General features: G+C 35.2%; 21 protein-coding genes. 12 read left to right on the top strand and 9 right to left on the bottom strand.

Translation table 11 applies throughout. The features are described from left to right. The first annotated feature begins 109 nt into the window (after nucleotides 1-109). The 9 genes from ACVEGE_RS15590 (at nucleotide 110) to ACVEGE_RS15630 (ending at nucleotide 14,402) form a co-directional block, all read left to right on the top strand. Nucleotides 110-1,672: a type I restriction-modification system subunit M gene (locus tag ACVEGE_RS15590; protein ID WP_192501028.1), complete on the top strand. Its 1,563-nt coding sequence runs from the start codon at nucleotides 110-112 to the stop codon at nucleotides 1,670-1,672. A 1-nt stretch (nucleotide 1,673) separates the two neighbouring features. Next, nucleotides 1,674-2,657: a virulence RhuM family protein gene (gene rhuM / locus ACVEGE_RS15595; protein ID WP_192501029.1), complete on the top strand. Its 984-nt coding sequence runs from the start codon at nucleotides 1,674-1,676 to the stop codon at nucleotides 2,655-2,657. 2 nt (nucleotides 2,658-2,659) lie between these two features. Further along, nucleotides 2,660-3,925 carry a restriction endonuclease subunit S gene (locus ACVEGE_RS15600; protein WP_192501030.1) on the top strand — a complete coding sequence of 422 codons (1,266 nt, stop codon included), beginning with the start codon at nucleotides 2,660-2,662 and terminating at the stop codon, nucleotides 3,923-3,925. Between the two features lie 10 nt (nucleotides 3,926-3,935). Continuing rightward, nucleotides 3,936-4,508, top strand: coding sequence for a hypothetical protein (locus tag ACVEGE_RS15605; protein WP_159086053.1), 573 nt, complete (start codon nucleotides 3,936-3,938; stop codon nucleotides 4,506-4,508). 171 nt (nucleotides 4,509-4,679) lie between these two features. Further along, nucleotides 4,680-6,218 (top strand): Fic family protein, encoded by a 1,539-nt coding sequence (locus tag ACVEGE_RS15610; protein ID WP_192501031.1) that lies wholly within the window; start codon nucleotides 4,680-4,682, stop codon nucleotides 6,216-6,218. A gap of 2 nt (nucleotides 6,219-6,220) precedes the next feature. Next, nucleotides 6,221-9,130, top strand: coding sequence for a type I restriction endonuclease subunit R (locus ACVEGE_RS15615; protein WP_192501032.1), 2,910 nt, complete (start codon nucleotides 6,221-6,223; stop codon nucleotides 9,128-9,130). Nucleotides 9,131-9,150: 20 nt separating this feature from the next. Then, nucleotides 9,151-11,208: an ATP-dependent nuclease gene (locus tag ACVEGE_RS15620; protein ID WP_192501033.1), complete on the top strand. Its 2,058-nt coding sequence runs from the start codon at nucleotides 9,151-9,153 to the stop codon at nucleotides 11,206-11,208. Continuing rightward, nucleotides 11,199-12,974, top strand: coding sequence for a UvrD-helicase domain-containing protein (locus ACVEGE_RS15625; RefSeq protein ID WP_192501034.1), 1,776 nt, complete (start codon nucleotides 11,199-11,201; stop codon nucleotides 12,972-12,974). Before ACVEGE_RS15620 ends, ACVEGE_RS15625 begins: the two co-directional genes overlap by 10 nt. A gap of 327 nt (nucleotides 12,975-13,301) precedes the next feature. Next, nucleotides 13,302-14,402 (top strand): Fic family protein, encoded by a 1,101-nt coding sequence (locus tag ACVEGE_RS15630; protein ID WP_192501035.1) that lies wholly within the window; start codon nucleotides 13,302-13,304, stop codon nucleotides 14,400-14,402. Nucleotides 14,403-14,454: 52 nt separating this feature from the next. Here ACVEGE_RS15630 and ACVEGE_RS15635 read toward each other — a convergent pair whose 3' ends face one another. From ACVEGE_RS15635 to ACVEGE_RS15670, 8 genes are all read right to left on the bottom strand, one after another. After that, the gene (locus ACVEGE_RS15635) at nucleotides 14,455-15,381 is read right to left on the bottom strand and encodes a HipA domain-containing protein (protein ID WP_192501036.1); all 927 of its coding nucleotides are present in this window, start codon (nucleotides 15,379-15,381) and stop codon (nucleotides 14,455-14,457) included. Beyond that, entirely contained in the window at nucleotides 15,374-15,688 is a 315-nt protein-coding gene (locus ACVEGE_RS15640; RefSeq protein ID WP_192501037.1) for a HipA N-terminal domain-containing protein, read from the bottom strand. Before ACVEGE_RS15640 ends, ACVEGE_RS15635 begins: the two co-directional genes overlap by 8 nt. Nucleotides 15,689-15,690: 2 nt before the next feature. Then, entirely contained in the window at nucleotides 15,691-15,900 is a 210-nt protein-coding gene (locus tag ACVEGE_RS15645) for a type II toxin-antitoxin system Y4mF family antitoxin (RefSeq protein ID WP_016989164.1), read from the bottom strand. A 184-nt stretch (nucleotides 15,901-16,084) separates the two neighbouring features. After that, nucleotides 16,085-16,558: a tyrosine-type recombinase/integrase gene (locus ACVEGE_RS15650; RefSeq protein ID WP_192501038.1), complete on the bottom strand. Its 474-nt coding sequence runs from the start codon at nucleotides 16,556-16,558 to the stop codon at nucleotides 16,085-16,087. A gap of 99 nt (nucleotides 16,559-16,657) precedes the next feature. Next, nucleotides 16,658-18,640 (bottom strand): conjugal transfer protein MobC, encoded by a 1,983-nt coding sequence (mobC, locus tag ACVEGE_RS15655; protein WP_192501039.1) that lies wholly within the window; start codon nucleotides 18,638-18,640, stop codon nucleotides 16,658-16,660. A 17-nt stretch (nucleotides 18,641-18,657) separates the two neighbouring features. Next, complete coding sequence (locus ACVEGE_RS15660; RefSeq protein WP_192501040.1) at nucleotides 18,658-19,950, bottom strand: relaxase/mobilization nuclease domain-containing protein; 1,293 nt, start codon at nucleotides 19,948-19,950, stop codon at nucleotides 18,658-18,660. After that, the gene (locus ACVEGE_RS15665; RefSeq protein ID WP_192501041.1) at nucleotides 19,938-20,330 is read right to left on the bottom strand and encodes a plasmid mobilization protein; all 393 of its coding nucleotides are present in this window, start codon (nucleotides 20,328-20,330) and stop codon (nucleotides 19,938-19,940) included. Before ACVEGE_RS15665 ends, ACVEGE_RS15660 begins: the two co-directional genes overlap by 13 nt. 276 nt (nucleotides 20,331-20,606) lie before the next feature. Continuing rightward, entirely contained in the window at nucleotides 20,607-21,509 is a 903-nt protein-coding gene (locus tag ACVEGE_RS15670) for a toprim domain-containing protein (RefSeq protein ID WP_192501042.1), read from the bottom strand. Nucleotides 21,510-21,664: 155 nt separating this feature from the next. Here ACVEGE_RS15670 and ACVEGE_RS15675 point away from each other — a divergent pair, with 155 nt between their 5' ends. From ACVEGE_RS15675 to ACVEGE_RS15685, 3 genes are all read left to right on the top strand, one after another. Continuing rightward, entirely contained in the window at nucleotides 21,665-21,958 is a 294-nt protein-coding gene (locus ACVEGE_RS15675) for a hypothetical protein (protein ID WP_192501043.1), read from the top strand. Nucleotides 21,959-22,276: 318 nt separating this feature from the next. Next, nucleotides 22,277-23,809, top strand: a complete 1,533-nt coding sequence (locus tag ACVEGE_RS15680; protein WP_192501044.1) for a DoxX family protein — start codon at nucleotides 22,277-22,279, stop codon at nucleotides 23,807-23,809. A gap of 98 nt (nucleotides 23,810-23,907) precedes the next feature. Beyond that, complete coding sequence (locus ACVEGE_RS15685; RefSeq protein WP_192501045.1) at nucleotides 23,908-24,171, top strand: DUF6520 family protein; 264 nt, start codon at nucleotides 23,908-23,910, stop codon at nucleotides 24,169-24,171. A 70-nt stretch (nucleotides 24,172-24,241) separates the two neighbouring features. Here the strand turns inward: ACVEGE_RS15685 and ACVEGE_RS15690 are convergent, their stop codons facing one another. After that, entirely contained in the window at nucleotides 24,242-26,881 is a 2,640-nt protein-coding gene (locus tag ACVEGE_RS15690; RefSeq protein WP_192501046.1) for a S9 family peptidase, read from the bottom strand. Nucleotides 26,882-26,884 lie beyond the last annotated feature (3 nt).

Below are 26,884 nucleotides of genomic sequence, written 5' to 3' on the forward strand. Positions count from 1 at the left end.
AATAAAAATAAGACGTGGTAGAGCATTTTAAATTTAGCCTTTTTACAAGCGTTACCTTTTCAATTATACTACCTTAGAACTCTTAAACAAATTTGATTAATTACAATTAATGGCAGCCGAACAAAAACAAAAATTAGAACAACAACTCTGGAACATCGCAAACACCCTACGTGGCAAAATGGACGCTGACGATTTCCGTGATTATATATTAGGATTCATTTTTTATAAATACCTAAGCACCAAGATGGATTTGTATGCCAATACCATCTTACAACCTGATGGATTGACCTTTTCACAAGTTGAAGGCCATCCAGACGAAGCGCTGTTGATGCAAGAACTCAAGCAACTCGCCATTGATAAACTTGGTTTCTTCCTAGAGCCGTCAGAGCTATTTTCTGAACTGGCACGTCGTGGTAACGCAGGCGGAAAAAACAATTTTATCCTAGGTGACCTTGCCAAAGTGCTTACCCACATTGAGCAAAGCACCATGGGCTACGAGAGCGAAGAAGATTTCGGAAATTTATTTTCTGATTTGGATTTAACCTCTCACAAACTCGGAAAGTCTGAAAACGACAAAAACGAATTGATTGTAAAAGTCCTTACGCACTTAGACGAAATAGATTTCGATCTAGAAAATACCGACTCCGATGTTCTGGGTGATGCCTACGAATACCTCATTGGGCAATTTGCCAGTGGCGCAGGAAAAAAAGCAGGCGAGTTCTACACCCCACAACAAGTTAGTAGCGTATTGGCGCAACTGGTAACCGTGGGCAAAGACAAACTGAAAAGCGTGTACGATCCTACTTGTGGTTCAGGCTCGCTATTGTTGCGTGTCGCCAAAGAAGTCAAAGACGTAAGCGAATTTTACGGTCAAGAAATGAATCCTACGACCTACAACCTTTGTCGTATGAACATGATCATGCACGACGTACACTACAAACGCTTCGATATCAAGAATGAAGATACCTTGGAGCGTCCGCAACACATCGATCAGCGTTTTGAAGCCATTGTTGCCAATCCGCCTTTCTCGGCCAACTGGAGCGCAAGCCCTTTGTTTATGACCGACGAGCGTTTCTCGTCCTACGGAAAACTAGCGCCAAGTTCTAAAGCCGATTTTGCCTTTGTACAACACATGGTGCATCAATTGGCCGACAACGGAACCATGGCTATCGTTTTGCCCCACGGCGTTTTGTTTCGTGGCGGTGCCGAAGGTCACATTCGTAAATACCTAATCGAAGACAAAAATTACCTCGATGCCGTGATTGGCCTTCCCGCCAATATTTTTTACGGAACCTCGATTCCGACCTGTATTTTGGTGCTCAAAAAAACACGCCAAAACCCCGATGATGTCTTGTTTATAGATGCCAGCCAACATTTCGAAAAGGTAAAAACTCAAAACGTACTGCTAGACGAACACATTGCTAAAATAATCACCACCTATAAAAACCGCACGCCCGAGGATAAATATTCGCATATCGCCAATTTGGCAATGATTGCCGAAAATGATTATAATTTAAATATCCCGCGCTACGTAGACACCTTCGAGGCCGAAGCCCGTATAGACATCAACGCCATCGCTAAGGAGATTCAAACCCTAGACCAACAAATAAGTACCACCGACAAAACCATTGCCGATTTTTGTGCCGAATTGAATATTGTAACTCCTTTTTAATATGGAAAGTCAAATACTATTATACCAAACGGAGGATGGTGAGACTAAAATTCAAACTCGCCTCGAAAATGAAACGGTTTGGCTTACACAAGCACAAATGGCAGAACTTTTTGGAAAAGACAGGACTGTAATTACAAAGCACATAAGCAATATTTTTTCGGAAAATGAATTGGACGAAAAAAGCAATGTGCAAAATTTGCACATTGCAAATTCTGACAAACCTGTAAAATTTTACAATCTTGATGTTATTATTTCTGTAGGCTATCGCGTAAAAAGTTTACAGGGTACCAAATTCCGTCAATGGGCTACGGCTAGACTTCGTGAATATATAGTAAAGGGTTTTACTATGAACGATGATATGCTAAAGCAAACTGGAGGTGGCAACTATTTTGAGGAGTTATTAGCTCGAATTAGAGATATCCGTTCGTCAGAAAAAGTGTTTTGGCGCAAAGTGTTGGATATTTATGCAAGCAGCATAGATTATGATCCAAAAGCCGAAAGTTCTATTTTGTTTTTTCAAACGATACAAAATAAAATGCATTGGGCGGCACACGGACACACTGCAGCCGAAATAATTTACAAACGTATTGATGCTTCCAAAACCAATTTGGGTTTAACTAGCTTTAAAGGTAATAAACCTAACAAACAAGAAACAGAAATTGCTAAAAACTATCTGAATGAAGAGGAACTAAATATTTTGAATAGAATTGTCACTGCTTATTTAGATATAGCAGAACTGCAAGCACTAAATCAAAAACCAATGTATATGACCAATTGGATTGAAAAACTAGATGAGTTTATACAACTTACTGGCAATCAAATACTACTGCATTCAGGTACAATAAGTCATAAACAAGCTATTGAAAAAGCCAATGGTGAATATGAAAAATACAAATTACAAACCAGAGACGGCTTGAGTCAGGTTGAAAAACATTTTATTGAAAATTTAGAAAAAGTGAACAAAATCATCAAACCCAAAAACTAACCATGAAAAATTTGATACCAGAAGTACGTTTTCCTGAGTTTACGGGGGAATGGGGAGAGAAGAAGTTTGGAGAATTATATTCTTTCCATACCACAAATTCTCTTTCAAGAGATAAATTAAATTATGAAAATGGAAAAGTTTATAATATTCATTACGGCGATATCCATACAAAGTTTAAATCTCATTTTTATCTTCAAAGTGAAAATGTGCCTTTTGTAAATGAGGATGTGGACTTAACAAGAATAAAAAAAGATTCATTTTGTAAAAATGGAGATTTAATTATTGCTGATGCGTCTGAAGATTACGAAGATATTGGAAAATCAATTGAATTGATTGATATAAATGAAGTTAATTTATTAGCTGGATTACACACCTTTTTGGCAAGACCAACATCAAATTATACAGCTTTAGGCTTTATTAGTTGTTTGTTAAAATCTTGGAAATTAAGAAAGCAAATAATGACTATTGCTCAAGGTACAAAAGTTTTAAGTTTATCAACAACAAGAGTTTCTGAATTAGATTTAAATCTTCCATCCCTTTCCGAGCAAACCAAAATTGCGAGTTTCCTAACCGCAGTCGACGAAAAACTCACCGCCCTAAACCAAAAGAAGACCCTTTTGGAGCATTACAAAAAAGGCGTGATGCAGCAAATTTTTTCGCAAGAACTTAGGTTTAAAGATGATAAAGGCAATGATTATGCGGATTGGGAGGAGAAAAAGTTGGGGGAGGTTGCTGAAAAAAGAATTGTAAAGAATAAAGACAATAAAATTAGTTTAGTTTTTACTAATTCTGCTGTGCAAGGAATTGTAAATCAGAGAGACTTTTTTGATAAAGATATCGCCAATAAAAATAATTTGACTGGTTATTATGTAATTGAAAACAATGATTTTATCTACAACCCTAGAATTTCTAGTACAGCACCAGTTGGACCAATATCAAGAAATCATTTAGAGACAGGAATTATGTCACCTTTATATTCTGTCTTTAGATTTAAAACTGGAAATCTGGATTTTATTGAAAAATTCTTTGCATCATCTATGTGGTTTAAACATATGGAAGATATTTCAAATTATGGTGCAAGAGATGATAGAATGAGCTTCTCAACGGGTGATTTTTACAAAATGCCAATCCCATTTCCTTCATTGCCCGAACAAACGAAAATCGCAAATTTTCTATCGGCGATTGATGTCAAAGTCAATCATTGCCAAGAACAAATAGACCAAAGCACGATTTGGAAAAAAGGGTTGTTGCAACAAATGTTTGTTTAAAAAAAGTATTATGACAGTATTACAGAAACTACAATACGATTTTATTCAAAATGAAATTTGGATCTTAACTTTTGGCGGCGCTTTTCAAAGATCAAATATTTATAGATCGAAGGATCAGGAAGAACAAAAAAAAGGAGTTTTCAAAAAAAGTATTAGATCTTTTATAGAAGACACGATCTTAGATAGTTATAAAACAATAATGGTCAGTGATACTGAGCATATTGAAAATATTAAAAGAGTAAGTGATTATAGTTCTAATTTTTCGGAACTGTTTAATAATGAGAAAATCAATTTTGGCATAGCGCAAAAAATGCTAAATCTCTATCTAAAGTACATGTGGTCATTGGGACATATCCAATCTCCACCGCATTTTCCAGTAGATCGAATCATTCAAGAACTGTTGAATAAAGAACTGAAAGCTTTAGGGATTAAAGGACTGGAATTAAAAGCTTGGACACAATTTACAGATGAAAATCATTATTTGAAGGTAATGAATAGTGCACGTGAATTAATAAGTAAAAAAGAATTATTTGCTAATCACAGTCTAGCAGAATTAGAATTATCATTATTTCAAAGGAGATAACTATGGCACATCAATCCGAGTTACAATTAGAAAACAACCTAATCCAGCAATTGCAGGGTTTAGGCTTTTAAAACTAACATTTAAAATACCTGTTTTTACAAATAAACGCAAATAAATACCTGTTTTTCCATATAAATACCTATTTTTCCTATATAATCTAAAAAGTACCTCATGTTACACCAGCAGTATTCACATAAGATAAGCGTTTTTCAAGGTAAAACAACACCCGAAGAAGGTTTGCTTGTGGGTTATGGGGCAATTCTTAATGGTGTAGATCTGGCAGTCCCTTTTCCAGAACAACTAGCACTTATTAGTTTTAAAAGAAGAAATTATAGTACCAAAAACTGGAAGGTCTTTTCCTTTCGAAATGCCTTTGAAGATACTTTATATAAGCATCTAGTTTTTGCCTTAAAATACGAAGGGATTAATTTGTTGTTCTTCAAGAAATTATTCGAAAAAATAACAACAGAAGAGCTCTTAGCACTCTTAAAAATAGAGCCAACAGGAATTTACAGTCGCAAAATATGGTTTCTGTACGAATGGTTGCAGGGCGAAAAATTAGACATTCCTGATTTGACCATTAAAAAAGCGATTCCGTTAATCGACGAAAAATTACAATACGCCATTGCAGGCATCAGTTCGCCACGCCACCGAATTATCAATAATTTGCCTGGGACGGTTCTATTTTGTCCTATCATTCGAAAAACAGAAAAGTTAGAACACTACATCCAGTCGAACATTGGAAAACAAAAAAATGCCTACTTAGAACGAATGCACAAAGACGTGCTCCAACGAGCATCGGCTTATTTATTACTAAAAGATTCCAAAGCCTCTTTTACCATAGAAGGAGAAACGCCTAGAAACAATCGGGCTGCACGCTGGGGAAATGCTATAGGGCAAGCGGGTGTAAATACCTTAACGATAGAGGAATTAATCCGATTGCAACAATTGGTGATAGAGAGCAAGCGCTTTACAATAATGGGCATTCGAACACAACAAGGATTTGTAGGCGATCGTGATCGTGAAACGGGCGAACCTATTCCAGACCATATTTCGGCAAAACAAGAAGATCTAGAAGAACTATTAAGCGGATTATTCGCCACCAAAGAAATTCTTATCCACTCGGAACTAGACCCTGTTCTTGTTGCCACTAAAATTGCCTTTGGATTTGTTTTTATGCATCCCTTTGTAGACGGAAATGGTCGATTGCACCGCTATATTATTCACCACATATTGGCAAAGATGCACTATACTGAGCAAGGAATGATTTTTCCTGTTTCGGCGTCCATCTTATCACATATCAATGATTACAGCAAAACATTAGAATCTTACTCGCATCCAGTTTTGGAGCAAATAGATTGGAAAACTTCGCCTGACAAAAATATAGCAGTACATAGTAATACCATAGACTATTACCGATATTTTGATGCTACAGATCAAGCCGAATTTCTATATGATTGCGTACATGACACCGTAGTAAATATCATTCCTGCCGAGATTGATTATTTTCGAAAATACGATGCGTTTAAGCGGTTTATTGATGATAGATACGAAATGCCAGATGATATGGTGGGGTTATTGGTTCGTTTTCTAGAACAAGAAGAAGGTAAAATATCAAATCGTGCCTTGAATAAAGAGTTTTCGGCTCTGGAAGAAGCAGAAGTAAAGCATATAGAACGTACTTATTATAAAATATTTATAGAAGAATAACTATGGCACACCAATCCGAGTTACAATTAGAAAACAACCTGATCCAGCAATTGCAGGGTTTAGGCTATGTGTCTGTAAAAATTCAAGACGGAGACGCTTTAGTTTCTAATCTTAAAAGTCAGTTGGAGCTTTTCAACCAAACAACTTTTACCGCCAAGGAGTTTGATGCTATTTTGAATCACCTTGCCAAAGGCAGTGTTTTCGAAAAAGCAAAAACATTGCGCGACCGTTTTCAGTTAACCAAAGAAGATGGTACTTCGTTTTATGTTCGTTTTTTTAATAGCGAAAATACGGGAGCCAATGTATACCAGGTTACAAATCAAATTTCATTAGAAGGAAGTTATAAAAACCGTTATGATGTCACGCTTTTGGTCAATGGCGTGCCATTGGTACAAATAGAACTGAAACGTTCGGGTACGGAGATCAAAGAAGCCTTTAACCAAATCAATCGCTACCAATTGCATTCGTTTTGGAGCAATAGCGGGCTGTTTCAGTACGTACAATTGTTTGTGATTAGTAATGGTGTAAATACCAAATATTTGGCTAATAACGAACTGCAATCGGTTAAGCAAACCTTCTTTTGGGCAGATGCCAATAATAAAAATATCACCGAATTAATGCCTTTCGCCAAAGCGTTTTTAAACCCTACGCAACTTGGTAAAATGATTGCTCATTATATTGTGATCAACGAAACCCACAAAATTATGATGGTGTTGCGTCCGTACCAATATTATGCGACTGAGGCGATAATCAAGCAAGTCAGGCACACGAGTGACAACGCATACATATGGCACACCACGGGATCAGGTAAGACACTTACCTCGTTCAAAGCCAGTCAAATTTTGATGGATTTGCCTGATGTGTACAAAGTCGTTTTTGTGGTCGATAGAAAGGATTTGGATTTCCAGACGATGAACGAATTCAACGCCTTCAAAGAGGGTAGTGTAAGTGGAACAGAGGATACTACCAGTTTGATTAAACAATTTTTAGGAACTTATAAGGACAAGAAAAATGTGCTACTAGATTCTAAGTTAATTATCACGACCATTCAGAAACTGAATAATGCTATTTCTGATCGAAACAAAATGCAAATCAGTCATTTACAAGATAAAAAAATAGTTTTCATTTTTGATGAATGCCACCGTTCGCAATTTGGAGAAACCCATGAAAGGATCACCAAATTTTTTGATAAAAGCCAGCTGATTGGTTTTACAGGAACACCCATTTTTGCCGAGAACGCTTCTAAAAATGACAAGGGAAAGCGCACCACCAAGGATTTATTTGGCGACTGCCTGCACAAATACGTAATCACCGATGCTATTCATGATGAAAACGTACTCCGTTTTGGGATCGAATACGTGGGGAAATACAAGAACAAAAGCAAATCGTTTATTGATATAGAAGTCGAAGATATCGACAAACAAGAAGTATTGGATTCGCCTATGCGTATCGATAAAATTGTGGATTACATTATAGCACATCACGATCAAAAAACGTTCAACAAGCAATATTCGGCTTTGTTAACAGTGAGTAGTATTGATAATGCCGTGCGGTATTATGATTTATTCCAACAAAAGAAAGAAGCAGGCGAACATGATTTGCGCATTGCTACAATTTTTACTTTTGGCGCCAATGAAGATTCAGATCAAGCACAGGACTATCTTCCAGATGATGAAGATTCTGAATTTGATATGGCTGCAGAAGGACCAACGGCTTATATATCCAGCCACAGTCGCGACAAACTAGAAACCTACATTGGTCATTACAACCAAATGTACGATACGAGTTTTACAACCAAGAGTTCAGAATTATTTGAAGGATATTTTAAAAACATCAGCAAACGATTGAAAGATCGAGAGAAGAAAAACTTCAATGATGCCAAAGATCGTTTGGATATTGTGATTGTCGTGAACATGATGCTTACGGGTTTTGATGCTAAAAAGGTAAATACCTTGTACGTAGATAAAAACTTGAAACAGCATGGCTTAATTCAAGCGTATTCGAGAACAAACAGAATTCTAGGCGAACAAAAATCGCAAGGAAATATTCTTTCTTTTAGAAATCTAAAAAAAGCGACAGACGAAGCCATTACGTTGTTTTCGAACAAAGATGCTATTGAGGTGGTAACCATGCCGGACTATGAAAAAATCGCCGAAAAGTTTGAAGAAGCTTTAAAAACAATGCGAGAGATCACGCCAACTTATCAAAGTGTTGACGACTTAGAAACCGAAGATGCAGAAGCCTTGTTTGTGCAAGCCTTCAGGAAATTGTTGCGCGCCATGAACGTATTGCAATCCTACACCGATTTTGATTGGGAAGACATTGCCATAGACGAGCAAGAATTTGAGGATTACAAAAGTAAATACCTTGACTTGTACGAAAAAGTAAAGCGAGACACCAAGAAAGAGAAAACATCAATCTTAGACGATATCGATTTTGAGTTGGAATTGATCCACCGTGATCAAATCAATGTGGCGTACATATTGAAATTGATATCACAGCTAAAAGGCACGAACACTTCTGAGGCCAAAGCACAGCGCAAAGCCATATTGGATTTATTGGGTGGAGACATTCAGTTGCGAAGCAAGCGAGAGCTGATTCAGAAATTCATAGACGAGAATATGCCGAACATCAAAGACGGCGACAACATTGAGGAAGAATTTGAGAAATTCTGGCAAGAACAAAAAGTACTGGCTTTAGGAAAGCTCTGTGAAGAAGAACACCTAGACAAAGCCCAATTCAAAGCCTTAATCGATGCCTACATTTATAGCGGCCGTGAACCCATCAAAGACGAGGTTTTCCAATGCTTAGACAATAGACCAAGCATATTGCAAGCAAGAGTTATTGGGGATAGGATTATTGCAAAGATGAAGGAGTTTGTAGAGTTGTTTGAGAAAGGGATGGTGGCTTAAAAACAGAAGAAAATTAAATTATGTATATATCAAAAATTGAAATAAAAGGTTTTAGAAATTTTAAAGAGAAACAAATTTTATTTAATGAGGGAGTAAATGTCATTATTGGGCACAATAATGCAGGAAAAACAAATTTAATTAAAGCATTATCATTAGTTATTGATACACAAGCATCAAAACGGTTAGAGGTAGATGATTTTAATAAATATAATTCTCTTAAAGAACTAAAATTAAATCCACCTAAGATTAGCATTACTGTAACTATTAACAAGGGAACTAATGAAGAGCCTGATGACCTAGTAACAATTGCAAATTGGCTTACCAAGTTAGATTCTGAATATGAAGCTATACTTACATATGAATTTTTTCTGCCTGAAAATGAAATTTCAAACTATTTAAAAGCTGTAGATGAAATCTTGGACACTGATTCAATGGCAATTGATAAAGTATGGAAATTAATAAAACACGATTTTATTAGGCTATATGTACATAAAATATGGGGAGGTAATATTGTAAATCAATCTGTAGCTGATAGTGATTCTTTACAAAGATTTGACTTTCAATTCTTAGATGCGATACGTGACGTCGAAAGGGATATGCTTACAGGTAGAAATACACTTTTAAGAGATGTATTTAATTTTTTTATGGACTATGAAATAAAGTCAGACTCTACCAAATCAGAGGTAGAAAAATTTAAAGAAATTAGACAAAAAAGAATTACTTTTTCTGCTAAGTCGGATGAACTAATTATATTACTTCAGCAAAGAATGAAAGAAGGAAAAGAACAGATTTTGTCATATGCAAAAGAAACTGGAGCAGCTTTTAATAATGCAGAGCCTAACTTTGAAGGAAGTATTTCAGATGTAGAGATGTTTTCTGTTTTGAAACTTATAGTTGAATATAGTACTGGCATTAAAGTCCCAGCCACACATAATGGATTAGGATATAACAACCTTATATACATGTCATTGTTACTTGCAAAGATGCAGGTTAATTCAGATGGAAATTATATGGGAAGTAACTCCAAAGTTTTTGCAACTTTGGCTATTGAAGAGCCAGAAGCACATTTGCATCCTGCTATGCAATATAAATTTTTGAAATTTTTACAAGAAAACAAGAATAAGAAAAAAGTTAGACAAATTTTTGTTACAACGCATTCCACACATATTACTTCTGCAGTATCCTTAGACGAAATAATTTGCTTACATAACGAAAATGGAATTACTACAGTTGGCTATCCCGGAAAAGTATTTCCAGCTGACGGCAAGAGTAAGAAATATGTTCAACGATTTCTAGATGCTACTAAATCAGATATGCTTTTTGCTCAAAAAGTAATTTTAGTTGAAGGACTTGCAGAACAATTACTAATGTCAATATTTGCTAAATATGAAAATGAATCTTTGGAAGACAATCACGTAGCAGTAATAAATGTAGGTGGTCGTTTTTTCGATCATTTCCTTTATTTATTTGATAGTACACAACCAAATACTATTCATAAAAAGATTATCTGTATTACAGATAGAGATCCCGAAAGTAAGAAAAAAACAGAAGGTAAATTCAAAAGATGTTATCCTTACGAGTATGATGTTGACCGTGCAACATATGAATATCAAATAAATCCAAGTGCAACTAAATACCCCATTACCTCACATCCTAATATTGCATTTTTTAGCCAAGATGAAATTAAAGGCAAAACATTAGAATATGATTTGATTTTGCATAACCCAAATCTGGAATTGTTAATTACAGACTCTATGAGTAGTCAACAAGAAATAAAAGATTTGATGAAATTTTATACTGATAAAAAACCACTTACTGATTATATAACCAAGCTAAGGAATAGCAAAGAAAACACAAGAATAGCTGAAAGTATCGTTGTGAATACTACATGGGATGAAGAAGATAAAAAAATTGCAATAATTGCATCTAGATATCTTAATTCAGTAGGTAAAGGAGAAAACGCTTTAGAATTATCGTATAATTTAAAAGAAAATCTAGAAAAGAAAGGCACAGCTGATTATAAGGATTTTATAGTTCCCGATTATATTAAACAAGTAATTGACTTGATATGTCAGTAAATCATATTACTTCGGATTATTTATTAGATGATATTGAACATCATTTTAGAGTATCAGCAGGGCCAGGAGCAGGGAAAACTCATTGGTTAGTAGAACATATAAAAAATGTATTATACAATTCTGACAGGTTAGCTAAAACTAGAAAAATTGCTTGTATTACATATACCAATATTGCTGTCGAAACTATTTTGGGACGATTGGGAACCTCCGCTGATAGGGTTGAAGTGTCAACTATTCATAGTTTTTTATATAAAAACATTTTGAAGCCTTATGCACCTTTAATAGCATCAGATTTTGGGCTAAATGTTGAAGAAATTGATGGACACGATGAACATTTTGCAAGTATAAAGAAAATGGTGTCATGGGTCGAAGCACATCCTAATGTCAGGCAACTAAAACATCCTTATTCAGTAAATCAATTAACTAGATTAGAAAACAATAAAAAAGCTCTTTTAAATTGGTTAGGTTCTTTAACATATAAACTTGATAACCAAGGTGTAATTGAAATTATTAGTGATAGATCTAAAGCTTATTATTTTGATGTTAAAAGAATGCAACTTAATCGAAATTGCCTAAATGTCCTTGAATCAGATTTTTTAAATTATAAAAAGCTGTATTGGTCAGAAGGTAAAATTTCTCATGATGATGTGCTTTTTTTAAGTTACCAGATAATTAAAAAATTTCCATTTGTTTTAGAAGTTTTAAGAGCGAAGTTTCCTTACTTTTTTGTGGATGAATTTCAAGATTCCAATCCAATCCAAGTTGAAATATTAAAATTAATTGGAGAGAAAGAGACAGTAATTGGAATTATAGGTGACAAAGCTCAGTCTATCTATGGGTTTCAAGGTGCAATGCCCTCTCAATTTCATACTTTCAACTTAGGACATGTGATAGATTATGTTATGTCAGATAACAGAAGGAGCTCCAATGAAATAATTGAAATACTCAATTTTTTGCGAGGCGATATTACTCAAAATTCGTTTAGAAATGAATCATCAATGCAGCCAACTATACTTGTGGGAGAAATGAGTTTGGCTTTACAATACGCAAAATCAATTTGTAAAAACGAAAATGTAACTTCATTGTCAAGACAAAATATTACGTCAAATGCAATGAAAATCGAAATTGGAGGAGTATCATTAAATGGTAAGTTATTTAACGACCTAAGCGATAAGGATTCCAATAGAGATAGGCGCGTTTTAATTACTGCTTGTATTAAAGCGGTAGAGTTTGCTCGAGAAAAAAAATTTAAAGATTCTATTAAAGAATTAGAAAAAATATATAGATATAAAAATGATAAACAAAAGGGTAAAAGAAAAGCATTAATGCAGATAACAACTTTACTTGAAAAATATGATGAATTTAAAAATGGCTCATTATATGATTTCTCAGTGTTTGTAAAAAGGGAAATAAATCCTGAAATAGCTAAAGTTTCAGGTGGTGCAATTAGGCCATTTTATGATGGTCATACTTATCTACAAATAGCCTTATGCGTTTCAATTACTGAAGATATGAGTTTACACAAAACCATACATAAATCTAAAGGAGATGAATTTGATAATGTTTTATTAGTTTTAAAAAAAGAGATAGACTTGAGTTTTATACTTGCCCCTAATATTAATGATGATACTAATGCAGCCGAAGAACAAAGGGTTAATTATGTAGCTGTTAGTAGAGCCAGGAATAGGTTATTTATTTCAGTGCCGACTTTAAGTGCTGTAAATGAAGAGTTTTTGAAAACAAAATTCACTATGGTGATCTTGTAAAAGTAAATTTTCAAATAAATTATACGGTGAATATTCAAATTATTCACCGCATTTTTCTGATGAGATTATTGAAATATAGTAACTCTACCATCCAACAATTGCAAATACTTCTCTTTCATTTCATCAGTAAGAAAAGAAATTTCAAGCAGCTCCTTCAATTTAGGAGTTGCTTTTTTCATTTGGTCTAGAATTGTAGTTATTGTTTTTTCGTTGAGTTATAATTTATCTTTGGCGTGCTAATTCTGAAATGCGGTGAATAAACAATCTATTCACCGCATTTTTTGCGGAGAATAAACACTATATTTACCGTATCAAAATAATACAGTTATGGCAATCTACATACACCAACTTAAAAGGTGGCCCATATTTTCATGGGAAGAGCAGGAATTTATTTCGCTATTAAGTGAGGTGAGAAACTTGCAGGGCAAACTTATGGGTAAAGTGGAGCTATTAGGCTTTGAGCTAAAAGGGGAAGCCAATTTAGAGACTTTAATTCAAGACGTCTTGCAAACTTCTGAAATAGAAGGAGAGATTTTAAATCCTGAATTAGTGCGCTCCTCAATTGCAACGAGGTTGGGTTTAGAATTCTCTGGACTAGAAAACTCAGATCGAAATGTAGATGGGATTGTAGAATTGATGATCGATGCTACTCAAAACGACGATAAAGTACTTACTGAAGATCGATTGTTTGGTTGGCATGCCGCTTTATTTCCAACAGCTAGAAGTGGGATGCATAAAATTGAGGTAGCAAAATGGCGCTCAGCTACTATGCAAGTTGTTTCCGGTGGAATGGGAAGAGAGGTCGTTCACTATGAAGCTCCAAAAGCAGAACTCTTAACTAACGAAATGAAGCAGTTCGTAGATTGGTATAATAACGAACAAGAATTAGAATCGCTACTTAAAGCGGCTGTAGCTCATTTGTGGTTTATAACGATACATCCATTTGATGATGGTAACGGTAGAATAGCCAGAGCAATTACAGATATGCAACTTTCAAAATCAGATGGTGTTAACCAAAGATTCTATAGTATGTCTACTGAAATAAATAAACAAAAGAAAAGTTATTATAGCATTCTTGAACGAACTCAAAAGGACGACTTAGATATTACGGAATGGATCATTTGGTTTTTAGACTGTCTTAAAAACAGTATACTCCATTCAAGTGTCATAGTTGACAAAGTAGTTAGAAAACATCATTTTTGGGTCAAATTTGCGGGTAAAATCAGTAATGACCGCCAGAAATCTATGCTTGACAAACTCATGGATAATTTTGAAGGCAATTTGAATACAAGCAAGTGGGCTAAAATAAACAAAACTTCTCCAGACACCGCATTAAGAGATATCACTGACTTGGTGAATAAAGGTATTTTAATCAAAGCCAATTCAGGTGGTAGAAGTACGCATTATATACTAAAAGACATTTGTTAAAATAAAAAATGCGGTGAATAATCAACTTATTCACCGCATTTTTTTGTGGAGTTTATTGAAATATCATAATTCTACCTTCCAACAACTCCAAATACTTCTCTTTCATTTCATCAGAAAGGAAAGAAATCTCAAGCAACTCCTTCCATTTAGGAGTTGCTTTTTTCATTTGTTCGAGAATGTTAGTTATCGTTTTTTCGTTGAGTTGTAATCTGTCTTTGGCGTAATAATCTATAAAATCAGAAGCTTTCAGGTTGCTCTTTTTTCCTTTCAAGGGGAGTGCCATTTCTTCATCAGGATTTTTAATCGCTATGGTAGAATTTAGAAAGTCATAAATAGGAGCGAGGGTTGTTTTGCCATTTTTGGTAATCAAAGAAAAGTTTTTCAAGTGCATATCTTCATTGCCAGTTAAAAAACAAAAAAGTATTCTTTTAAAAAAATCTGCTTTTTCAATGGCAGGAAAGGAGCAATATTCATCCAATACCGGAATCAATTTTTCCATGGTAAAACGGTACTTGGTATCTCTTGTATTTCCCGTTAATTGTGCAAAATCTTCGGTTGCCCATTTTTTCCCTTTACCGTGACGATCAAAACGTTTAATGAAATAAGATAAACTTCCATCTTTACCGTACAACATCCCATGAAAAGGAACTTCCAAGCCGAATGCTTTTGCCATGCGCATGGTTACATCCTCATTTTCGGGCAATTGCGGGAATAAATCATTTTGCGGTTTTATAATATAGGTACCAAACTGATCTACAATTTTAAACTCTTGATCTATTACAGAAACAGCTGCACTAAGTTTTGGTTGTACACCTTGAATGGATAGTTTTTTGGCTCTATTAGCCGCTTCTTGACGAAGTTCTACAGCAGTGTAGGGCAAATCATTTAAGTGCGTCAATTTCGGGGCGATAAGACGCATTCCTTTTACGCTGTATTTATCCGTTCCGCACAGTTCATAAGTAATGGGACATCTATTCATTTTCTAATGCTTTAACCGTTACACATCCCACTAAATCATTTCCTGTAGTAATGAGTTGAGAGAAGTAATCTTTTTTGTCAATTTTGCCAATGCGCAACAATCCTTCTAGCATAACACCTTCGGGTAATAATCCTTCAAAAAATGAAGGAAAGGAGTTGTAACTGTATTTGTTATGTGTTGTAGGCATAGTCAAAGAAACTGCCTCACCATTATAATCAAGATCATATTCAAAATGATACTCTTTATTCGTAATCTCAGATAAGATTCCAGCTCTATTGCCGTGAACCAATACTATTGCTTGTCTCATGTTTATTTATTTAGAGGGCTGATGAATTCTACTTTTATATTCAATACCTTAAGTACTGCAAGCAGATTATTAAAGCGTATCGTTTCTTTGTTCTTTTCAATATCAAAAACAGTAGTTTTTCCTACTCCTGCAAGGTTTGCCAACTCCAGTTGGGTAAGTCCAGCTTCTTTTCGATGGTCTTTTATCAAAGTTCCTAAATTGAAATCATTCATTTTATACTGTTTAGGCGGTAAAAATACGCAATTTAACTATTAAGTAATATATTTTATTACTTAATAGCTTTTTATTACTGTTATAGCGGTAAATTAATGTATTTAATGTAGTTTTTAAAGTTGAAAAATCAAAAAAACTATCTAATCACTGCTATGGCGGTAAAAACAATTTAAGTTTTTAATTTTAGAAATATTTAGAATTCTCAAATACATCATCGATAATTTTATCAAGTTTCTTATTTGGTAATTTATTAAGGTAGGCCTGTGTAGTTCTAATGTCCGTATGACCTAGCATTTCACTAATAGCTTCAATAGCAATGTTTTCAAATTTTAGAAATGTTGCAAACGTATTTCGCGCAGTGTAAAAAGTGATATGCTTGCTAATTTTTAAAACTTCCATCATTTCTTTCAGTGCTGGATTTATTTTTCCGAGTAATTTATGACTACGGTATTTAATCTGTTTTATAGTCATATTTTCATTTAGTAAAAGAGGAAACAGATAAGAGTTCATCGATTTTTGATTATAAACTTCCAGTATTTTAAGGGAATGATTTTGTAGTTTAAAATCCAAGTGTACTCCAGTTTTAGTTCTTATTGAGGATAGTCTACCATCGTACAAATTTGAGTTGTTTAATTTTAGCAAGTCTATAAAATTCATTCCTCTATAATAAAAACTAAATAGATACATGTCTTTTGCAAATTGATGATCTTTATTTGAGCTAAAATCTTTCTTTGGCGTAATAGTCAATACAATCGACTACTTCTTCAGCACCAAGTAAGCCAGTCCAGGATCATTCAGCAAACGTTCCATCTCAGAATGAATAATGTCCTGCACATCCTGCTTAATTTGAAGATAATTACGCTGCACCATGGCATTGTCTAACTTTCGAATAATTGGAATTTCTTTATAGTTATCCTGTTCTTTTTTAAGTGCTTGATGGTCATTTATAATTTCGCAATGAAAAGTCTTCAATTCAATTTTGCAATCAGGATCATCAGCTACCATGCCTACGAACTCACCAGAACTTAGAGAAGAAATATTGGAGGGTGGCACAGCAGACTCTAATTGCTTAGACCGGCTTATAGAAGTATCTCCGCTATTGATGGAGAGGCTTTCTCTGTCCTGCATAATTTTTCCAAATCGTTCCGAAAGTTGCTTGGCAGTATCACCAGTAACCTGACCGCTAACAATATTTCCAGTGATATTCATAATCACATCAGCCTGTTCGCGGCCATACTCTTTACGGAGCTGACTGAAGTCCTGAATCCCTAAACAAGTAGCTACTTTATTAGATCGTGCAGTAGCGATAAGGCTATCCATATTGTTGAGATAGATCGTTGGGAATTCATCAAAAATTAAACTGCTTTTCTGTTTGCCTTTTTGATTTACTTGCTTGATCAGCCTACTTACATAGAGTGATAAAACAGCGCCGTATATTTGTATTTTCTGTGGATTATTTCCCATGCAGACAATCTTTGGTTCTTCTGGATTATTGATATCTAACGTAAAATCGTTTCCAGATAAAACATAATACAGTTGGGGAGAGGAGAGACGTGCCATTGCTACTTTCGCGGAAGCGATCTGACCTTCTAATTGTTCCATAACATCGTTGAGGTAGGCATTGACAAAAGGATTTATTAACACTTCGACTTCCTTCTCTGTTCGCAATAGGGTAAAGAGACTGTCATAGTCCGCTTGCATAAGTTCAATTACATGTGGAAGCGTACAAAATTGTCCCTCCTTATATTTTTTTAGATACCAGATAATAGCGGTTAGAAAATTGATAGGAGATTCCACAAAGAAATCACCCTGACGTTTGATCCATTCTCGGTTGAGTCCCATAAGTATGGTACGGGCTGATTCGGCTGCATCTGTAATATCCGTCATGGCTGAAGGGTCTAAAGGATTGCATCGATGGGTTCGGGTTAAATCATCAAAATTGATGATGTAAAATTTAGGAGCTATAGGATATTCGTGTTTGTGATTCAGCCAAGTATTATAAGCTATTCTGGAAAGATCATCAAATTTAAAATCATAGACGAACATGGTAAATCCTTTACGGATATGCTGGGTGATCACATGCCGAATTACAAAATACGATTTTCCAGATCCTGGAGATCCTAAAACCATCAAAGCCCGGAAAGGATTGATAATATTAATCCAGCTATTTCGTACTTTATCTTTCAAATGATAACGCGCTGGAAGATTGATTGAAAATTCATTTTCAAGTAGCCGTTCTTCCTGTGGGAAAGTCTCATTTTCTTTATTGAAGATATCTTTGCTATTCAGTCTGTTTTTAATGATTCGCGAAAGAATAGTACCTCCAGAAAGTATCAATAGAAAACCAATCGAAGAAATCGAAATATATACAATCGTTACTTCCGTTATCTTAATTTTCAGTAGCAAGCAGAGCGAACTTAAAAAGTAGATTAGTAGTCCAGTACTACTATAAGCAAAAGCTGTTTTATAATTTAGTTTCTCTTGTTTTCTACCTTTTGCACCCAATAAAGAAATGAAAAGAAATCCTACGGCAAATAACTTTGATTTATGAAAATTACTAAACAAACCAGCCTTATAAATATTGCCTAAGATCTGGTCGCTAAATGCACTACTGAATCCCCAGAATTTGAAAGAGGAGTAACAGTAATAGTAAAAATGCAATCCTAAAAGTAGGATGCTGATAAGCCGAGTCATATCTAATATTTTCCTCAAGGCTTGGTCGTTTTCTCCAGTTTGCATAGCCATAATTTAATAGTTTACTGATTATCAGATTGTCCTTTTCTTTTCTTCTTTTTGCGCTTTCCTTTTAACTGCTTCGGTAAATAATCGGATGCTTGTTCTGGCTGTAGTAACTGATCCAATACTTTTGCTAAATCGCTAATAGGGAGTACGGTCGAAGTCTCTTTTAAAATAGAATCTTGAGAATCCCATTGACGCTGACCCTCCCTAGAATTTTTAATTCTAAAAGTTGTTTTATTTTGACTAGCAGATTCTGCTCGGCAACGCTCTTGAATTGCTTTAGCACTGTATTGTTTTCCCAAAGCGCTACCATTAAAAACACATTTAGTTCTATGGTCAACATAGGTGATACCATAAAGTAAACCATCGGTATTCTGACGAAGTACAGCCTTGATGCCCTCTTTCTCTAATCTTTTTATTAGTTCTGGAAGTCTGACCGTTTTCTTACTCAGTAATAGAAGATCAATCGTGTTTTTGACCCTTAGCTTATGAGGCTTTCGACGCTGTTCGTTCTGAATGAATTTCTCTTCTAGAAATTTAAGCGTTGGCTTACTGTAAAAGTCACTCGCTTTAATGGGTACTCCAACCTTATTTCCATTTTGATCCAGAATGCGATATAATAAACCCTTGTTGGCAAACACCCTCGAATTTTCGCTGCCCCGATCAGCCAGTATATTGTATTGTTGCAAGACTGCATTAAGCTCTGGAAGACTCGTGTATTTATATTGATTTAGCACTACATCGAGCACATTCGTAATAGCTCTTTTAGTGGGAGTACGACCGTATAACACTTTGCTAGTTGCAACTGGCGTTAGTTCATAATCTTGTTTTCTTTTATGGCGTTCAGCGGGAACTAAGCCAAAGGAAATTTCTATTTCTTTTCTGGCTATTTCTGACTGGTTTTGACCAATGTTTTGGGTATCAATTCTGCTTCCATCTTCCCTCACTTTTATGGAGACGATGTGAATGTGAGGATGCCCAGCATCATGATGTTGATAGACCAAATAAGGTTGTTGGCCAAAGCCAATTTTCTCCATATAAGTATGAGCAATTGCCATTAGTTTTTCTTTAGATAAAGATGTTTCTGAAGGGTCAAAATTCAGAGAAATATGTACGCTATTTCGAGTTACATTTTCGTTTAAGGCAGTTTGTTTCAACATCCGATTCAGCTTTATATTTATTGCCAAATTAGCATCGTCAATAGGGTAATTTCCTGCTCCCATAAATACTGCCACTCCTTCCTTGATTTTGTTTTCGTTGTAGTTTAAAATACGATGAATAGAGTGTCCTGTTTTGATTACCGTAACCATAATTCTGCAAATTTTTGAATGGATTTTTTAACTTCATCAATCTTATTAAAAAGAATTTTACTTTCTAGTTCATAGCGAATCAACCAACTTTTAAATTCAGGAATCTGCTGTAGAATATGAAGCTTTTTTACAGCCTGATTAAAGTTATTACCTATTGCATTTAGCTCGTTCCGCAGCTGAATCATTTGCAACATAAATTGATCCAACGAAGCGTCTCGGTAGGTAGTTACAATAGGCTTGTCAAAAAGACTTCTACGCACATAATCACTTAACTTTCTACAGGTACTGGCTTTCCATTTTCGCTCTATTTTTGCATACTCGGCGGTTGTTAGACGCAGCCCAATTATGCGTGTTCGGTTTGAATTTCCTTTTTCCATCATCTTTCATTTTACTCATTAATTCAATATTTCAACTTGTCCTTGTGGAGCAGCAATACTTCCTTTCATTGTGTTTAGGCCTTTTTTTGATTTTCAGTTTCACTGCCCACGAGTCCCGAGTGATAGGCAGCCAGACTCGGTTGTTTAACAACCGGACATCTGGCCGATTGCAGGAACGTGGCAATCTTTTAACTACTTGTAATGGCCTTCGATCATTAAAGTTGTTTTTAGGGGATTGCATGCGGTAGTACTAATTCCCTATGAGAAGTGGGATAGTAGCTAACTGTTTTTATGCCTCAAATTATTCTTTTTCGATTTTCCGAAATTCACTGACCAATCGTTGAGGTCTTTGTAGTTTCGATAAAGCGTACTTTCATCCTTGTATTTAGTACTCAGAGAAAGTGCACGCTTGGTATAACTTTGACCTGTTTCATCCTGGTCAAAATATAGCCGAATGGATTCATGATTTTCCATAAAAAGACGTGCTCTTTCGAAAAAAGAAACAGAGTTTAGAATGACAAAATCCTGACTATTTTCAGGAAGGTTTTTGGTCATCGCTTTAAAGGATAAATAGTCAAAAAAGCCTTCAAAAACGACTACCTCATTACTACCATTTTCGAATGTGGTTATTCCCTTTGGTGAAGCTGTTGTTTTGAAATAGGGATTGCGAATTTCATAGCCTCCCAAATCATTTTTGAAACCAATTCCGTAGTAGGTTTTATCATTTAAACTATAGTGAACTTCCTTGCAAAACTGTTGAGCAAGTGCAACTGGTATAGTACGCTGTTCGAGATAGCGTAATAGCGAATACGAAGTCAGTGTATTTACTTCCACAATCTTAATTTTAGGTTCTTGCTGAACACTATTTTCTAAAGAGGAAAGTAATGGCTGTTGAAGGGAAAGATTACCACTTAAGTTGCGTAGTAATTCAGGAAGGCTGCACTTGTAAAATTCGATGCCAAAATCAATCAAGTTTCCGCCTTTGCCAAGGCCGTGGTCGTACCAACGATTTAATCTGCGATTGATTTTAAAAGACGCTTCTTTTTCATCTCTAAATGGCGAAAGGTACCAGTAGTCGTTGTGCCTAATTTTTTCAGGTTCAAAACCCAAGGACTTTAAGTAATTAATTAGATCTATGGCTTTGGCTTGCTCTATAGAAAAGCTATTGTTGCTGAAATTCATAACATACATTTTATCAGGTTCATAATTCAGATTCCGCTTACTAAAGTAAAAAAGCTAAATCCCTTGACCAATCCTCATCATATTTTGACTGGGATAAATTGGAGTAAGCTTCTTATTTTTGGAGTACTGAAATATTAATTTAAAACGAGAAGATTATGCTAACAACAAATGATGTAGCCCAGGTTTTTGATACTATCCTTAGTATCCCTGGCATGAATGAGCTGGTGAAGATTGACTTGAAAATCTCCCGTAAAAATGTATTGTTATTAAACCATGTTATCGAACGTGGATTATTGATTAAAGTAGATGATAAAGCATCAAACTTATTGACCAGTGTTCCAGAAGAAAATTTGGAAGAGTTGCGGTCGTTAGGAGGGGAGTGCTTATTAAAAGCCGGACTGATAGAACTAAGTGAAAAACTAAATGCGTTGAGTGCAACCACGAAGTAGAATGTTTTATTACGAACAAACCAATAGAATGCCCAATAAGCGGAGACTGCTTACTGGGCATTCATTGGTTTTAATCAGTTGCGTTTCTAATAGTAATAGTTGTTTCTGTTCTTTTTCGAAAATTGGCTTGATTTTTAAATATTTTGGCTTGATTTTCAAAGCATGTAATAAAAAAAAGGAGTGTAATTTTGGTAAGTAATTAAGAATGATTGTTTTAAATAAGCGTCAAGACTTTGAATCTTTAAAATATTTATCCAGAGAAACTTCAAAGTGATGGACATTTAAACTTCATTCAGTTTAACCCAAAAAAGAACAGCAATGAAATTAAGCGCACCAATAAAGAATGGAATCATTGAGATAATTTGTCTGTTGTACATACTGCTATTTGTGTATGCTGCAGTAAGTAAATTATTGGATTTTGAGAACTTTCAAGTGCAGCTGGGACAGTCTCCATTGTTAAGTGCTTTTGCAGGATGGGTGTCTTGGGGAGTTCCAATTGTGGAACTAATCATAGCCTTATTTTTACTTGTCCCAAGATTTCGTCTTGTGGGTCTTTTTGCTGCTTTTAGTTTGATGGTTATGTTTACTACATACATTATTATTATCTTGAATTATAGTTCTTCTATTCCTTGCTCTTGTGGAGGAATACTTGAAAATTTAGATTGGACTGAGCATTTGGTGTTTAATATTTTATTCGTTCTACTGGCATTTACGGGTATAATGCTGTTACTATTTAACCCAAAATATGTTGGTAGTAAGAATCAGTATAATAGAACTTTTAGAACGGTCTCTATCACCTTATTGAGCAGTATTGCTGTTGTAGTTTTACTTTTTATATTATCGGAAGATATTATTCATCATCGCAACAACTTTACTCGTCGTTTTCCGCATCATCCAATTACAAAAATTAATGAATTAGATTTAAAACATCCGTCCTTCTATATTGCCGGAATCGAGAAGAACAAAGTTTATCTAGGTAATTATGAGGCACCACTTCATGTCATAGTAATCGACATTGGGTTACAAACGAAAAAAAGTTATGTTATAAGACTTTCCAAATCTAACCTTCCTTTTCGTTCTGTACAAGTACGTGTCCAACCACCGTATTTTTATTTGATGGACGGTACGGTTCCTTGCATCTTTAGAGGTAATCTTACCGATTGGAAAGCCAGTTTATGGATGTACGATAAAGTTTATTTTGTTAAAGGAGAGCCAATAAATAAGGAGTCTTTTGCTATTCGTTCAGTAAGTAGTAAAAATCATGAAAATGTTTTAGGAACTATAACAATTAATGATGTGATTAAAGTAAGATTAGCACCGCAGCTATTGGAAAAGCAAATTGATGGTGTTTTTGATACCGATGGTAATTTAATTTATAATGAGCAATTAAAAAAAGTCCTTTATACTTACTATTATCGCAATGAGTATCTCGTATGTGATGATAGCTTAAATTTAGTACATCGAGGTCATACTATTGATACAATTAGTCGAGCGCAAATTAAAGTAACTACTATTCATTCAAAAAATCAAAGTAAGCTAAGTGCTCCTCCAATCATAGTAAATAAAAGAACAGCAACTTTTGGTAATTATCTTTTTGTTCAAGCCGGTCTAATGGGGCGTTATGAAACAGAAGAGATGTGGGACAAATCATCCATAATTGATGTTTATGATTTTTTGAAAAAAACTTATTTATTTAGTTTTTATGTTCCTAATCTTTTAAATCAAAAAATGACTGATTTTAGGGTAGTTGAGGATGTTTTTGTAGCCCTATACGATTATTCTATCGTTACATATAAGATACGGACTAATGCTTATCAACCAAGGGAATCGAAGATTGTAGACGCACCTTGATCTTTATTAAAAAGAAATTAAAATATACTGCGCAGTATCAGGATTGCGATCGAAAACCTGTAAAAAAGAGTAGATCATTAACTTTTAATTTTAGTATTATGAAAACAAATTTTTTAAAAATGGGATTTCCCATTGCAGTAGTTGTTTTTGCGATTGCGGGAGCTTTCGCTAACAATGTTTCAAGTTCTAATTTAAGTAGCACAATTGATATTAATGGACGTCTTCCTATTTCCTGTCAGGAAACAAACGTAAAGTGCTCAACAGTTCCAAATCCGCAAATGTGTACCTCTAGTGGTCAGCAGCTTTACCGTCTGAATGCTGAGGGAACCGATTGTCCGGATGCGCTATTTAAAAAAATTTAATAACCGTTCTTAAGCCAATATTTATTGGTAATACAATGCTGGATTTTAAAAAAATCCAGCATTGTTGTTTTTAATTGCTACTCAAATTATCTCTAAAGGGTTTCTCCTTAAGATAATGATCGAACCATTGTTTGGTACGTTGTGTCAAGTCATTTTTTGTCTCCCGTTTTAAAAAGGAGTGGTTTTCTCCTGGATATACTAAAAATTGGTTTGGCTTTTGCAGCCTACGCAAGGCTAAGTGTAGTTCGAGTCCTTGCGTCCAACTTACCATTGTATCCTCAAGGCCAGACCATATTAATAAAGGGGTGTTGATTTTTGCAGCCTGTGCTACAACTGAGTTTTCAATGTATCCCTGATAATCTTCAAAGAGGGATACTCCCATGCGTTGTTGCTGCGATTCGTATCTCCACATCCTAGTAGTACCGCCGGTACCATCCAGACTAAGGTATTGGCTAACAAAGTCGGTAAGTGGACAACCTGCTACCGCTGCAGCAAAAATATTGGTTTGCGACACAATATAGGCTGTTTCATAACCGCCAAATGAAGCTCCTGTCAATCCGATGTGTTGCTCTTCTACAATTCCTTTTGCAATCACTTTTTTTACTGCTGCTACTACACAATCCGCAGCTGATTTACCGGGTTCACCTACTTGATACGCTATATCAGGATATAAAACAAGATAACCGTCCAAAGTGTAATTGGTAAGAGGAAATGCATCTATTGCATTTTCTGCTGGATTGAAATAATGATGTAGAATATTCGATTGTTTTTCGTAAATATGTACGATCATGGGGTACTGTTTGCCTTTTTGAAAATTGGACGGATAGTATAACACTCCCTGTAGTGGAGTCCCTCTAGAGTCGGTATACGAAATCAGTTCGTTATGCCCCCAATCAAAATGGTTCTGTTGTAAGTTGGTTTGTATCAAAATTTTTGGCTGTTTCTCTTTCTCAGTCTTAAACATCAATCTTGGGGATAATTTAAAAGACTGTTCTCTGTATATGTAGCTTGCGGATTGTTCTGCCTTTATCAAGTGATCTATCATTCGGTCTTTATACACCATTTTTTTTATATTTCCTTCTGGATACCAATAAAAATAGCCTGAAGATTTGTCTTCTCCAATAGCTTCCACAAATAACCCTTTAGACAGGTCAAATTTATTCCCAGTCAAAACAGCATTTCCTAACAACAGTGAATCCGTATAGCTGTCCTCTGCGATTCTGTATTGAATACGTTTTTCACGGCCTTGTGTTATTCTTTTTTGTGATTTTCCATCGGCAGACAATAACCAAATATCATATTGATCATAAACAATCAGGTATTTTTCATCCGCTGACCATCCCGGACTTCCGTAAGGCGGGGCAGTGCCTCCACAATCATAATCCACCTCATCTATGGGGATTCCCAAAGGCAATGTCAGATTGATATGGCTATCCTCCTTAATATTGTACACCCACCAATGCTTTTCTTTAAAATAGTTGATGAAATTTCCGGACCCGGAACTCTTGATAAAATCATATTTTCGGATCTGTTTTTCCAGTATTTTTTTGCTTTGTCCAGTACGCACATCTGTTAGTACATAATCAACAGGACTGGCAATTTCATACTGTGGTTCATATTGCAGCGGATTATGGTTTAAAGCATAATTTCCATCTGCCATTAACTGCGTTTTTGGAAACTCATCGGTTCCTATATTAAATAATTTGTTTTCCTCGGGCGACCACACTACCATTTTGGAATTGTATTGCCAGCTTTCTGAATTCTTTTGGCTAGGGTAGGTCCATGGTGTTGCACCATCCCATACCTGTACGATTTCCTTGTCCTTGCTTTCCAATTTCGGAGCGGTTGTATAAAAGAAAACCTTTTTGCCATCCGTTGCCATCTCCAAAGGATTTTTTGCTGGCGGTGTTACAATTTTCAGCCCCTTAAGTATATCTTCAGCAAGTAAGGGGTCCAGAATATGCAGGTTGGGAACCCCATCCATATGATTGACGAAATACAGTTTGTGATTGGTTCCTTGGTATTGATCCTGCGGGAGTTCCTGTAAAAAAGCCAGTGCATTTGCCTCTTTATTCCAAATCAAGTTTTTAAAGCGTTTTGCGGAACTCTGAATTATTTCCGAAGTACGAAAGTAGTCGTCAATCCAAATTAATTTTACCGCGTTTTGTTGCTTTGTTATAAAAGCCGCGATTTTCCCATTAGGACTAGAACGATATTCCGCAATGTCTTTTGCATTATATTTTTGTCCAGTTCCCAAATTCAGAATACAGAGTTCCTGTTCCAGTCCTGTTTTTTTAAGGAAAACCAAATATTTACCATTTGCTAGAAATTCATACGATTCAACATCTGCAGTCCATTGGCATTTTCCAGTTTTTAAATTCAATATCCCAAGTCCTTTTTCGGGTGCTATTGCAGCCCACCATTTTCCATCTCGACTGAAATTTTCGTCTGTTGCTAAAGGAAAAGTATATTTTTTGCTACCATAAGTTTGCTGTACAATAATAGTATCCTTTCCTGAATCATACGACAATTTATAACTCACCCACTTACCATCAGCAGCTAATTTCTCGGAGTTAAGTGTACTCCATTGGCTGTAATCAGCAGGAGAAACTTTTCTTTTTACTGAAATCTGTCCCCATATAGTTACAGATCCCAATAAAAAAAGAAGTAAAATCATATGCTTTTTGATTAATAATATAGTGTCTTTCATAAT

This window comes from Flavobacterium sp. PL002 (genome assembly GCF_054165825.1).